Annotated in this window: 8 protein-coding genes, 1 tRNA gene and 1 pseudogene; 5 read left to right on the top strand and 5 right to left on the bottom strand. The window is 66.5% G+C overall.

Features of this window, described 5'->3' with window-relative positions; genetic code table 11:
- Positions 1-14: 14 nt before the first annotated feature.
- Together EPN51_RS12060 and EPN51_RS12055 are read right to left on the bottom strand one after the other, a co-directional pair.
- The gene (locus EPN51_RS12060; protein WP_293042529.1) at positions 15-3,266 is read right to left on the bottom strand and encodes a thioester reductase domain-containing protein; all 3,252 of its coding nucleotides are present in this window, start codon (positions 3,264-3,266) and stop codon (positions 15-17) included.
- A gap of 481 nt (positions 3,267-3,747) precedes the next feature.
- Positions 3,748-4,779 carry a diacylglycerol kinase family protein gene (locus EPN51_RS12055; protein ID WP_293042718.1) on the bottom strand — a complete coding sequence of 344 codons (1,032 nt, stop codon included), beginning with the start codon at positions 4,777-4,779 and terminating at the stop codon, positions 3,748-3,750.
- A gap of 184 nt (positions 4,780-4,963) precedes the next feature.
- Between EPN51_RS12055 and EPN51_RS12050 the strand changes: the two genes are divergently transcribed.
- The 4 genes from EPN51_RS12050 (at position 4,964) to EPN51_RS12035 (ending at position 8,075) form a co-directional block, all read left to right on the top strand.
- Positions 4,964-5,845 (top strand): oxidoreductase, encoded by an 882-nt coding sequence (locus EPN51_RS12050; protein WP_293042527.1) that lies wholly within the window; start codon positions 4,964-4,966, stop codon positions 5,843-5,845.
- Positions 5,846-5,950: 105 nt separating this feature from the next.
- Positions 5,951-6,868, top strand: a complete 918-nt coding sequence (locus EPN51_RS12045) for a DMT family transporter (RefSeq protein WP_293042524.1) — start codon at positions 5,951-5,953, stop codon at positions 6,866-6,868.
- Positions 6,869-7,026: 158 nt separating this feature from the next.
- Positions 7,027-7,563 carry a hypothetical protein gene (locus EPN51_RS12040; protein WP_293042521.1) on the top strand — a complete coding sequence of 179 codons (537 nt, stop codon included), beginning with the start codon at positions 7,027-7,029 and terminating at the stop codon, positions 7,561-7,563.
- A gap of 23 nt (positions 7,564-7,586) precedes the next feature.
- Positions 7,587-8,075, top strand: coding sequence for a glutathione peroxidase (locus EPN51_RS12035; protein WP_293042519.1), 489 nt, complete (start codon positions 7,587-7,589; stop codon positions 8,073-8,075).
- A gap of 22 nt (positions 8,076-8,097) precedes the next feature.
- Here the strand turns inward: EPN51_RS12035 and EPN51_RS12030 are convergent, their stop codons facing one another.
- Positions 8,098-8,892: an RsiV family protein gene (locus tag EPN51_RS12030; protein WP_293042517.1), complete on the bottom strand. Its 795-nt coding sequence runs from the start codon at positions 8,890-8,892 to the stop codon at positions 8,098-8,100.
- Positions 8,893-9,118: 226 nt separating this feature from the next.
- Positions 9,119-9,195: transfer RNA gene (locus EPN51_RS12025), tRNA-Met, on the bottom strand.
- Positions 9,196-9,394: 199 nt separating this feature from the next.
- Here EPN51_RS12025 and EPN51_RS12020 point away from each other — a divergent pair.
- Positions 9,395-9,526, top strand: a pseudogene (locus tag EPN51_RS12020) (AraC family transcriptional regulator); the annotation flags it as partial.
- Positions 9,527-9,529: 3 nt separating this feature from the next.
- Here EPN51_RS12020 and EPN51_RS12015 read toward each other — a convergent pair.
- A complete protein-coding gene (locus tag EPN51_RS12015) occupies positions 9,530-12,511 on the bottom strand; it encodes a UPF0182 family protein (RefSeq protein WP_293042514.1) in 2,982 nt (993 codons plus the stop codon).
- Between the last annotated feature and the right edge of the window lie 18 nt (positions 12,512-12,529).

Below are 12,529 nucleotides of genomic sequence, written 5' to 3'. Positions count from 1 at the left end.
TAGGTTGTCGCGTGCTAGGCGCTGCGTTGTGCGTCATCCTCCACCTCGGTGATCAGACGCTCGCTGCGCAGGAACCGGACCAGATGATCGACGGTGTCGGTCAGGGCCGGCTCGCGCAGACGGACCTTGGCCAGCCCCCGCCGGTGGCGGTACTGCGTGTTGTCGTAGCGCTTGTCGCGCATCGCCGCGATCTTGCCGGCCGACCGGCTGAGGAAATCGACCAGCGGATACATCTGGTCATTCGGCGTGCAGCGGCGGTTCAGCTGCTCGGTGAAGGACGGGATGTCATGGTAATCAAAGCGATACCCGTACCGTTCGGACAAGATCCGGGTGATGTCGGTGAGGTTGTAGTAGTCGTCGGCGGTCATATTGAAGACCGGCGCCCCGGTGCTGCCCGGCTCATCCGGCAGGTCCATCAGCGCGACGATGTGATCCGCGATCAAGTCCGCCGGCAGCAGGCTGATCTGGTTGAGCGCGTTGACGGCCAGACCGTGCTCGATCATGAACGCCGTCAGGCGCACCAAGATGTCGTCCTGGCTGCCGAAGCCCGCCCGCGTGGGCGAGATCAGCGACGGCCGGTAGATGCGGACATCGAGCCCTTTGCGCTGTGCGGCCAGCGCCAGCTGCTCGCCGACCCACTTGGTCTGCGAGTAGCCGAAGTCCAGGCCGGTCATCTTCTCGTTCGCGTCCCACTCCCCGACCACCGGCTCGGTGCTCCAACCGTAGATGAAGGTGCTCGAGACCAGATGGAAAGCCTTGCGGTGGGCGGTCATCGCCAGCCGCAGCAGCTCGCGGGTGCCCTCCACGTTGGCGGGCCGCAGGGCGTCGTAGGTGCGGACGTAGTTGACCAGGGCGCCGTTGTGCACGACGGCGCCGATGTCCTCGGCCAGTTGCCCGAAGGCCGCCTCCCCGATGCCCAGCGCGGGCTCGGCGAGATCGCCACAGATCACCCGCACCCGCGCCCGGACCTCGGCTTCCAGCGCCGGTGTCCAGAGCTGGGCGCGCCGCAGCGACGCGACGATGCGGTCCAGACCGTGCGCCGCATCCGTGGCGCGCACCAGCGCGTGCACGGTGTGGGGCGTGCGGCCGAGCAGGCTGGCCACCAGGAACGGCCCCAGGAATCCGGTCGCGCCGGTCAGCAGGATGTCGGTGGGCGCGCCCGGTCGCGCGGGCGCCGGCTCCGGCAGCGGCAGGGCGGCGTCGGCGCGCATCTGGGCGGCCTCGTATGCCTCGTACTCGGTAGAGATCTGATCCAGCGCGCGGCGCAAGGCGTCGAGCGGCTGCCCGGACCCCTGGCCGAATTGCCTTATCAGCCCGAAGAATTCGGCCACCGTCAGCCGCTGGAGCAGGCGCGTGTTTACCTCCTCGGCGAGCTCGCCCGCGCCGTGCTCTTCGAGCAGGGTCTGCAGGTCGGTGCGGAGTTCGGCCAGGCTCAGTGAGTCGATGCCGAGATCGGCAAAGGAGCAGTCCTCGTCGCCGGTGAGGTCGTAGCTCTCGATGAGGTTGCGGAAGCGGCCCAGCGGGCCCGCGGTTGCGTCCGGGTCTTCATGTGCCCGATGGGTGTGGCTCGCCACCACGGCGAGCTGACCACCCAGCCAGAGCTGGCGGGTCCGCGCGCGCCGCACCTTCCCGGAGGTGGTCTTGGGAATGGTGCGCGGCGGCACGAACACGATGGTGTGCGGGTCGATGTGGCAGTGCCTGCGGATCATCCGGGCCAGGGCCTTCCCGTCCGGCAGTGCGTGTTCGTCGCGCACCTCGGCCACCAGGACCAGCGCTTCCTGCTCCTCGTGCTCGACCGAGAACGCGACGACGCAGCCGTTGCGGATTTGCGCGGCCGACCGCTCGGCGACGGCCTCGACGTCCGAGGGGTAGGTGTTGACGCCCCGGATGATGATCAGGTCCTTGGTCCGGCCGCAGACGAACAGCTCGCCCTCGTACAGGAAGCCGAGATCACCCGTCCGCAGATAGGTGTGCTCGTCGTCGCCCGCGATGCGGGCTGCGAACACCTCCGCACTCAGCTCTGGGCGGCGCCAGTAGCCGCCCGCCTTCGACGGGCCATCCACCCAGACCTCGCCGATCCGGCCCTCACCCAGGTCTTGCTTCGTCTGCGGATCGACGACGCGGACGATACTTCCTGCGATGGGCTGGCCGCTGCTCACCAGCGGGGTCTGGTTGTTGTTCTCGGGCAGGGCCTTTTCCACCCGCACCACGTTCTCCTGCAGCGCCCGCTTATTCACGGCCAAGGTCTGGCGCCCCCGCAGGGTGACGCCCAGGGTGTTCTCCGCCAAGCCGTAGGCGCCGGTCACCGCGTCGGCCCGCAGACCGTAGGCACCGAAGCGTTCCCGGAAGCGTGCGAAGGTCTTGGCCCGCAGGGGCTCCGCGCCGATGACCATGGAGTCCAGGCTGCTCAGATCGATCCCGTCCAGCTCCGACTCCGCGACCTTGTCCTCACGCAGGCAGTACTCGAGAGCGAAGTTCGGCGCCGGCGTGCGCGTGGCGCGCACGTCGCTGATCAGCCGCAGCCAGGCCGACGGTCGCTTGAGGAAGTCCTCTGGTGACATGCCATGTGTGGTCCCGCCGATCACGACCACGAACAGGTAGGCGGAGATCAGGCCCATGTCGTGGTGCTGGGGGAGCCAGCTGACCGCCACTTCGCTGGTCGTGAAGACCGACGCGTTGGCGATGACGTTGGCGTGGCTGACGACCACGCCTTTGGGATCGCTGGTTGAGCCGGAGGTGTACTGCAGGAAGAGCACTGGGCCGGGGGTGTCCGCCACCGGTGCGCCGCCGAACTCCTGGGCAGCATCGGTCGCGAACCAGGGCAGCTCCGGAAGTCGTTGGTTGTCCGGCCAGGGCAGTCCGCCTTCTCGCTGACCGACCAACAGGTTGTACGTGTGCTCAAGCTGCTTGGTCGACAGCACCGCCTTGGCCTGGCTGTCCCGAGCGATGAAGCTGAGTTTGGCCAGCCCCGCTTCGAACGCCATGGGCAGGGGCGGGCTGACCGGCACCGCAATCACGCCGATGCGCGCGCAGGCGAAGAATGCCGCGACCATTTCCAAACCCGGGGGGTAGACCAGCAGCGCCCGGTCTCCGGGCCGCAGCCCGGCTTCCACCGACAGGTAGGCGGCCAGCTCGCGCGTCCGTTCGCTGAAGCTCTGGTAGGTGTAGCGACTGAGCTCCCGGCGTTCGGCATCGACGAACCGGAAGAGGGTCTGCTCCGGCCGCCGCGTTTCCCACATCTGCAGGTAGTCAATGAGCGTCTCCATCGTGGGAGTCACCCCTTCCGGGTCGGATCATAAATGTGAACAAAGTTTCAGATCAATTCAAAACCAATCTAACTCCATCGAGCGGCATCAGGCAAAGCATCTGGCGGCATTAATGGGGTTTGCACAACATTTTCACAGGGGCGACATAAGCGCGGGAATTAATTTCACAAATGCTGATCTACGCCGCTACGTATTTCAGTATCTCAGTGGAAGATGAGCAGCTGTTTCCCCGGATATCGTCCTAAAATACTGACCTACGGATCTACTAATCCACGTATTTCATATTTTCGATTTCGCCGGGGAATGATCTTATTCACTGTCCCGGGCGGGTGATGAATTGGCAAAGCTGAAAAGCCAATTCCGCAATTGGGTTTACAGGGCAGTTCCGCGCGTTGTCAAGGCGCCCATCGTCCGTCGGGCGTTGAACGGCCCACGAGTACCGGGCCGATCTAGCGAGATGTGGAGCGCTCGGTGAGGAGCATCACGTCGCGGTCGCGCTGCGCACCCGGGCGATGGTGGTCGGCACGACCTGGGCGATGCGGATGCGCGGTCCCGCCCGGGCCACCAGCTTCACGATGCCGAGGAAGCGCTCCCCATCGATGATGGGTGACAGCGGCTCGTCCACGGCTTCGATGATCATCTCGCGGCCGTTGACATCGCGCAGCCCGTCGCCGCGCAGCATGCCGTTGGTGAGCGCCGTGGGAAGCTGCACCACAATTTTCGAGGGCCGGAGGTATCCGGCCTGAAAGTGCAGCGCACCGGGCTCGGAAGCCTTGGGAAACAAGCGCAGGGGCCCGCCGATGCGCAGGTCGATCGCGCCGGCGTGCAACAAGCTGTGCGTGCGCGACGGGACCTCGTCGCCGTCGATGACCACACGCGCGCTCGTCGGGGTGAACAGGACCGAGGCGTAGTTCGGGGTTTTCACCCGACTCGGGGCGACCTTGGAGGTGATGTAGTCGCCGAAGCTGCGAGCGATCACCCGCGCGACGGCCAGCCGACCGTGATCGGGGGCGTCGTAATACCGGTCATAGAAACGGTTGCCGACACCCCCGGCCGCCAGCCCGAAGCAGAGCCGATGAAAGGGTGCGCCGTCGGCGGTTTCGCCGTCGAGTACCAGAGTGTCCAGGCATACCTCGGGCGGAGGCTGATCGGCCTCGGCGGCGTTTGCCAACGCGCGGATGATCGCCTCCGGCCGGCCGCGCACCCGGGCCTTTCGCGCAACGGCGTTCACGCTGCCACCGTTGGAGGGGACGAACGTCGGCCAGCGTTCCGAATCCGGTATGCATCGCTCGATCTCGTTGATCAACCAGTGCAGCGCACCGTCGCCGCCGTCGCCGACCAGGTGGGTGACCCGCGGACCGATCCGCTGAATGGTTTCGCGGAGATCTTCGACGGACGCGGTCTCGTGCACCTCGCCCCACGGGCCGACCAGGCGACGCAGTTCGTCGATGCGATCGCGGGGAGCGGCACGATTCTTCCGCGCTTCCGGATTGACGATGACGCCTAAATACATCCGGCGATCCCCCACGCATACCTGACAAAACACCGTCGTCGCGGCGCCCGCACCGGTGGAATGTCGCTGGTCATCCCAGGCACGATACCCGTGAGCACCGCTGGACAAGACGCGTCCTCGGCGCCGGCGCACACCCGCTCGGCCCAGCGGCGGCCGTGGCGGTTACGTAGTTAGGGTGTCTGCCATGGCCGATTGGACCGCAGCCGAGCTGCCCTCGTTCACCGGACGGATTGTCATCATCACCGGGGCCAACGCAGGGCTGGGCGAGATCACCGCCCGCGAGTTGATTCGGGTCGGTGCCCACGTCATCCTGGCCGTCCGCAACACCGACAAGGGACACGCCGCCGCCGCGCGCATGCCGGGGTCGGCGGCCGGTCGGGTCGAGGTGCGTCAGCTCGACCTGGCGGACCTGTCGTCGGTGCGGCGCTTCGCCGACGGCATCGACAAAGTCGACATCCTGGTCAACAACGCCGGCATCATGGCCACCAAACACGCGGTGACCGTCGACGGCTTCGAGGGCCAGATCGGCACCAACCACCTCGGCCATTTCGCGTTGACCAACCTGCTGTTGCCCAATCTCACCGACCGGGTGGTGACGGTGTCCTCGCTGATGCACCACTTCGGCTATATCAGCCTCAAAGACTTGAACTTTGCGTCCCGGCCGTATTCGGCGTGGCTGTCCTACAGCCAGTCCAAGCTGGCCAACCTGCTGTTCACCAGCGAGCTGCAACGGCGTCTGGACGGCGTTCCCACGTCGGTGCGCGCCCTGGCGGCTCACCCCGGCTGGTCGCACACGAACCTGCAAGGCAACTCCGGCCGCAAACTCGGCGACGCGGCCGTGCTGGCGATCGACCGCATCGTGGCCACCGATGCCGACTTCGGGGCCCGCCAGACGTTGTACGCGGTCTCGCAGGATTTGCCGGGCAACACCTTCGTCGGCCCGCGGTTCGGACTGTACGGCCGCACCCAGCCGACGTGGCGCAACTGGCCGGCCAAGCGCGGGGGCACCGCCGCCGCGCTCTGGGAGCTGTCCGAGCGGCTCACCGGAACCACGTTCCCGCTCTGAGCCTGCCGCCCCATTTCGCGGCCGGGACACCTTCGGCGCGGTGATGGCGCGGGCCGCGATTAAATTGGTAGTCAACCGCGAGCCAGGTGGGAAGGAGGTCACGCCATGTCGGACGCGAATCTGGCGGCCATTCTTGCCCTGGGCGCCGCGCTGGCATCCGCGATCGGCAACGTCGTCCGTCAGCGGTCCGCGCAGGAGGTCACCGACAAGCGGGTGGGCCACCTGGCCTTGTTCGGCATGTTGCTGCGCGACACCCGGTGGTGGCTGGGCGGTGTCGGGGACATCGGCAGTTACGTGCTGCTGGCCGCCGCCCTGGACGATGGCTCGGTTTTGCTGGTCATGTCGCTACAGGTAACGGCGCTGCTGTTCGCGCTGCCGATTTACGCGCGGATGACCCATCACCCGATAACCCGGCGGGAGTGGACGTGGGCGCTGCTGCTGGCAGTCGCGCTGGCGGTGCTGATCGCGGTCGGAGACCCGACCGGCGGACAGCAGCAGGCACCCCTGCAGACGTGGCTCGTGGTAGCGGCGGTGATCGGCCCGCTGTTGTTGCTGGGTTTGCTGGGCGCCCGCATCTGGGTAAATCGCCCGATCGCGGCGCTGCTGCTGGCGGCGGTGGCCGGTTCGCTGCTGGCGGTGTTCGCGGTCCTGATGAAGGGTGTCGTCGACATCCTGGAGCACCACCCGGGCCAGGTGTGGCAGTCATTCGAGTTCTATGCGCTGGTGGCCTGCGGGGTGGCCGGAATGATCTATCACCAATCGGCGTACCGGGCCGGCGCGCTCACCGCCTCCCTGCCGACGATCATCGTGGCGAAGCCGGTGGTGGGTGGGATCCTGGGGATTGTCGTGCTCGGCGAGACGTTGGCGGCCGGCGGCTGGGACTGGGCTGTGATCGCGGTGACCGCGGTGGTGGTGATCGTCGCGACGGTGGGCCTGGCTCGCGGCGAGGCGGCCACCATGTCGGCCGGCGCGGGGCGTGACGTGAAACCCACCGACCGGCCGAAGGCCGCCTACCAAGCTTGAGCCAGGTCTGAGCGGCTAACGCGTGACGGCGGTGCGGGCACCGCACTGTGAACCGCCGTGTGCGGACTCAGGCGGCCTCGCCGATCACCCGTCCTCGGTAGCGATAAGCACGCCCGCCGCCCCGTCTACGCTCGAGTAGCGGTGAGGAAAGGTGCGCAATGCTCGCAGCGTTCGGATTCGAATCCCTGGGTGTGGTCGTCGGAGACATGTATTTCGTCGACCCGTCCCCGCTCGACGGTCAGGAAACCCCGGAGCGGGGCGTCAGGCTGGAACTGCGCCTCGTCGACCGGGCCGAGCCCCGGGGCTCGATCTACGCCGGCGTCCCGATCGCGTTCACCCGCCCGGTGTGGCGGGTGGATCTTTTCGGCTCCACCGAGAGCCCGCCGGGGACGCTGGACCGGGCCCATCACCACCCCCGTTTCAACGGTTGGGAACCCAGTCGTCGGCACTTCGTGCCCGCGCTGTCGGCCGACCCACTGTCCTGGTTGGCCGAGCAGCTGGCCGACCCCGCCGCCGTACTGGCCCGGGCCGGCGTCGACTCCGGCGAGGTCAGTGACGCCGATAAGACAGGACTCGCCGCGGCGGCCCCGGAGATCGTCGCCGCGGTGAAGCGGTTGCTCGACGGCGTGCGCGACGGGGAGCTGGCCCCGGCCCCCGCCGAGCCGGTCGCCGCCGCCCGCACCGGCTGGCTCTAGGTCTTTGCGTTAGCGTCGTGAGCGTGACCCTCAAAGACATCGCCCTGATCACCCTCGACGGCCAGCCGACCACGCTGGCCGAATTGTCCGACGGCGCAACGCTGGTCGTCAACGTCGCCTCCAAATGCGGACTGACTCCGCAATACACGGCGCTGGAGAAACTGGCCAAGGACTACGGCGACCGCGGCCTGACCGTCGTCGGCGTCCCCTGCAACCAGTTCATGGGCCAGGAACCCGGTACGGCCGATGAGATCCAGGAGTTCTGCTCGACGACCTACGGGGTGACGTTCCCGCTGCTGGCGAAGACCGACGTCAACGGCGATGACCGCCACCCGCTGTACGCCGAGTTGACCAAAGCCGCCGATTCCGACGGCAGCGCGGGAGACATCCAGTGGAACTTCGAGAAGTTCCTCCTCGCGCCCGATGGCGCGGTGGTGCAGCGATTCCGGCCCCGCACCGAGCCCGACGCCGCCGAGGTCATCAGCGCCATCGAGGCCGTGCTGCAGCGATAGGTACGGGCTTTCCCACGGCTCGCTAAGCAAGCATGGGGTCGATCGCCGAGCGCGGCACCAACACCTGAGTGGCGCCTGCCGCGTCGGGCAGCATACGACCTTGGTCGAAAAAGAAGATCACACCGTCGTTCGTGACGGCGAAATTCTGATAGTTCGCCGGGTCGTAGGCGGCGGCCGGCGCGATGGTCACCGGCGGTGGCGTCTGCGTCGGGCTCGCCGGCGGTGGGGGCTGCGTCTGGTTCGCGGGCGGCGCGGGCGGGGTCGGGGTCGCGGGCGGCGCGGTCTGCTTCTGCAGCTCGCTCTGCACGATCGGCGCGACGGTCTGCAGCGGGTCGTCGACGCGCCACAAGGGCGTGTTGTTCTTGTCGTCTGCCGCCGCGGTCCACACGATCGCCTTGCGATAGGTCTGGTCCCAGTTGAACGACTTGAACGTCGTCTGGGGGTGTGCGCCGACGTTCTCGACGACCTTCAACACCACCGCCTCGGTGCCGCGCGGTGGAATCGCCGACCCGTAATTCGCCGACGAAATGGTCAGCTGGTAGGGCTGATCGCGGGGTGCGGAGGATTTGGCGACATTGAGGAAATCGTCGCGCTCCTTGGTGATGAAGTCGGCCACGGACTTCTCGTCGGGGTAGCTGACCGGGAAGCTGATGTCGACGTTGTAGCCGGCGTCGGCCATCTGGATCCGGCATGCCTGGCCGGTGTTGGCGCCCTTGAGTTCGGCGCAGTAGTCCTTCGGCGGCGCGGCAGCGGCGATGGCGGCAGAGCCAAAGAGAACGAGGGCCGTGGCGGACGCTGCCACCGTGAAGCTGCGCATGTTGGATCTCCTCCGACAACTCGCGGTACCGATGCGACGGATGGAGGTAAAGATAAGCCATCGCGTCGCCGACCATGATTGCCGGACTTCCTGAGAGGGCTTATCAGCTACTTCGTGACCACCGCAGAATCTCTTAGCCGATTTCCTCACGGCGGCCCTGCTCCGCGAACATGTTCCCACGGGCATGGAAACGGCCCCCGGAGAATCTCCGGCGGCCGTTTCCACATGGTAGCGGGGACAGGATTCGAACCTGCGACCTCTGGGTTATGAGCCCAGCGAGCTACCGAGCTGCTCCACCCCGCGTTGGTGAATGCCAGGTTACCGAACCGATGTCGCGGCCACCAAATCGCACGCTCAGCGGGGTCACTGACCTCGTTCAGTGCGACGGCGCGTTCGGCCCGTAGCGCTGCGCGATGTCGTCCATCCAGGCGGGCGAGCCGTAGGTCAGCCCGTACTTGTCGGCGAGTTCGCCGAACTCGGGCAACTCGCGCAGCGGCTTACCGGCCGGTCCGTCACCGAGACCGCGGGCGTGGCCGGCTTCGGCAGCGTCGAAACGCTGCGACGCGCATTCGTCACCCATTTGAGCATCAGCCCGAAAGCCTCTCGCGACAGGTTCCGGACGGCCTACGCCTGAAAGTTACTTGGTGTTGTTGTACTTCGTGATCGCGTCGTCCAACCGCTGCAGCGCCGCGCCGTAACCGGCGAAATCGCCCTTCTTCTGCGCGTCTTTGGCCGCGCCGATAGCCGCCTGGATCTCTTGCAGCACAGCGGCTTTGGCCGGTGACAGCGCCGCCGATCCGTCCGGAGCCGGCGGGACGGCCGCGGGCGGCGGAGATCCCGGTGTCGCGGCCGGCGCCGGCGCACTGGCCGGCGGACTCGCCGCGGGCGTCCCCGCTTCGGTGGGCTGAATCCCCGTTGCCGCCGCACCGGCGCCGGGACCGAACAGCCCGGTGAGGGCGTCGCGCACGGTGGGGCCGTAGCCGATCTTGTCGTTGTACATCATCGCCACCCGGATCAGTCGCGGGTAGGACGAGGCCGCGTCACTGGCCCCCGGGGAGGCGTACACGGGTTCTACGTAGAGCAGCCCGCCCTGACCGACCGGCAAGGTGAGCAGGTTGCCCCACCGGATCCGGTTTTGGTTGTCGCGCCCGATCACCCCGAGGTCCTGGGACACCGCCGGGTCGGTGGTGATCGCGTTGTTGGCCAGCTTCGGCCCGTTGACCTGACCCGGGATGGTCAGCACGGTGATCCGACCGTACGTCGCCGGGTCGGAGCTCGCGCTGATGTAGGCGGCCAGATAGTCGCGCTTGAACCTGTTCATCGCGCTCGTCAACTGATACGACGACGAATTATCGTTCTTCGCAATGTTTTTCGCGACGATGTAATAGGGCGGCTGATAGCTGCTGGCCGTCGGGTTCGGATCCAGCGGCACGTCCCAGAAATCGGACGTGGAGAAGAACGTCACCGGATCGTTGACGTGATACTTCGCCAGCAGCATCCGCTGCACCTTGAACATGTCCTCGGGATAGCGCAGGTGTTCGGCCAGCTCGGGGCTGATGTCGCCCTTGGGCTTGACGGTGCCCGGGAACACCCGCATCCACGCCTTGAGCACCGGATCCTGTTCGTCTTGCTGGTACAGGCTCACGGTGCCGTCGTAGGCGTCCACGGTCGCCTTCACCGAGTTGCGGATGTAGGAGACCCGCTTGTCGGGCGCCAGCCTGTTGAACGCGACCTCATTGGAGTCCGCGGTGGCCGATTCCAGCGATGTGAGTTCGGAGTAGGGGTAGTTGTCCAGCGTGGTGTAGCCGTCGATGATCCACACGAGTCTCTTGTTGACGATCGCCGGATACACGGAACTGTCGGTGGTCAGCCAGGGCGCCACCGCCTCCACCCGCCGCGCCGGATCACGGTTGAACAGGATCTTGCTGTTCGAGCCGATCACATTGGAAAACAAGAAATTCCGCTCGGCGAACTTGGCGGCGAACACGCTGCGCGACAGCCAGTCGCCGAGGGTGACGCCGCCGAGTCCGGTGTAGGTGTAGTTCTTGGTTTCGTTGCTGGTCTCGTAGTCGTATTCGCGGTCGGTGCCGTTGCGTCCGACGATCGCGTAGTCCGCCGACGTGTTGGAGATGACGGGACCGTAATAGACACGCGGCTGGTCGAGCGGCGCCGGACCATCGGAGACCACGTTGCCGTTGGCGCCGACGACGTTGACCAGAAATTCGGGATAGCCGCCGTTTTGGTTGGGGTCGTTGGCGATTCCGCGCACCGTGTTGGCCGGCGACGCGATGAACCCGTTGCCGTGGGTGTAGACCGAGTGCCGGTTGATCCAGTCACGCTGGTTATCGATCAGCCGGTCGGGGTTGAGTTCGCGGGCTGCCACGACATAGTCACGCAACGACCCATTGCGGTCCAGGTATCGGTCGATGGAGAGCTGGTCGGGGAAGTAGTAGAAGTTCTTGCCCTGCTGGAACTGGGTGAACGCCGGGCTGACGATGGTCGGGTCGAGCAGCCGGATGTTGGAGGTGGTCGCGCGGTCATCGGCGACCTGCTGGGCGGTGGCCTGCGGGTCACCGGTGTAGTTGCGATAGGTGACCACGTCGGCGGTCAGGCCGTAGGCCTGCCGCGTCGCGGAAATGCTACGGCTGATGTATTCGCTTTCCTTTTGCGCGGCATTGGGTTTGACGCTGATCTGCTCGACGATCAACGGCCATCCGGCGCCCACGATCAACGACGACAGCAGCAACAGGACCAACCCGATCGCGGGAATCCTCAAGTCCCGCAGGACGACCGCGGAGAACACCGCGGCCGCGCAGATCAGCGCGATCGCCATGAGGATCAGCTTCGCCGGCAGCACGGCGTTGATGTCGGTGTAACCGGCGCCGGTGAAGGGCTTACCGCCGCGCGTATGCGACAACAGCTCGTAGCGGTCCACCCAATAGGCGACCGCCTTGAGCAACACCAACAGCCCGACGAGGGTGACCAGTTGGATCCGCGCCGAACGGCTCAGCGCACCGGTGCGACCGGACAGCCGAATGCCGCCAAAGATGTAGTGGGCCAACAGGTTGGTCACGAAAGCCAGGAACACCGCCACAAACAGGTAACTGAGCAGCAGCCGGTAAAACGGCAACTCGAACGCGTAGAAGCCGAGGTCCTTGCCGAACTGCGGGTCCTTGATACCGAAGTCTCCGCCGTGCAGGAACAGTTGGATCCGCACCCAATAGCTCTGCGCGATCATGCCGGCCAGCAAGCCGATCGCCACCGGGACGCCGGCGCTCACCAGGCGCAGCCGGGACAGGACCAGGGTGCGGTATCGCGCCACCGGATCGTTGTCGTTGCTCGGCACGAACACCGGGCGGGTGCGGTAGGCCACCGCAAGCCCGGCGAACACGATGCCGCCCACCAGCAGGCCGGCGATCAGAAAGACCACGAACCGGGTGACGAGCACGGTGGAAAACACCGAGCGGTAGCCGAGCTCGCCGAACCACAGCCAGTCGACGTAGGCGTCGATCAGCCGCGGGCCCGCGAGCAGCAGAGCGATCACACCCAGTGCGATCAGGATCAGAATTCGGCTACGCCGAGTCAACTTCGGCATTCTTGCGGCGGGCCGCATCCCCACTGGCTACGCTCCCTGATC

Source organism: Mycobacterium sp., from assembly GCF_004298145.1.
GTDB lineage: Bacteria > Actinomycetota > Actinomycetes > Mycobacteriales > Mycobacteriaceae > Mycobacterium.
This window is presented reverse-complemented; position numbering and strand designations above follow the sequence as displayed.

What these genes read in the sequence shown, in the direction of transcription:
- EPN51_RS12060 (WP_293042529.1), bottom strand. Translation starts at nt 3,266, where the DNA reads ATGGAGACGCTCATTGACTACCTGCAGATGTGGGAAACGCGGCGGCCG.
- EPN51_RS12055 (WP_293042718.1), bottom strand. Translation starts at nt 4,779, where the DNA reads ATGTATTTAGGCGTCATCGTCAATCCGGAAGCGCGGAAGAATCGTGCC.
- EPN51_RS12050 (WP_293042527.1), top strand. Translation starts at nt 4,964, where the DNA reads ATGGCCGATTGGACCGCAGCCGAGCTGCCCTCGTTCACCGGACGGATT.
- EPN51_RS12045 (WP_293042524.1), top strand. Translation starts at nt 5,951, where the DNA reads ATGTCGGACGCGAATCTGGCGGCCATTCTTGCCCTGGGCGCCGCGCTG.
- EPN51_RS12040 (WP_293042521.1), top strand. Translation starts at nt 7,027, where the DNA reads ATGCTCGCAGCGTTCGGATTCGAATCCCTGGGTGTGGTCGTCGGAGAC.
- EPN51_RS12030 (WP_293042517.1), bottom strand. Translation starts at nt 8,892, where the DNA reads ATGCGCAGCTTCACGGTGGCAGCGTCCGCCACGGCCCTCGTTCTCTTT.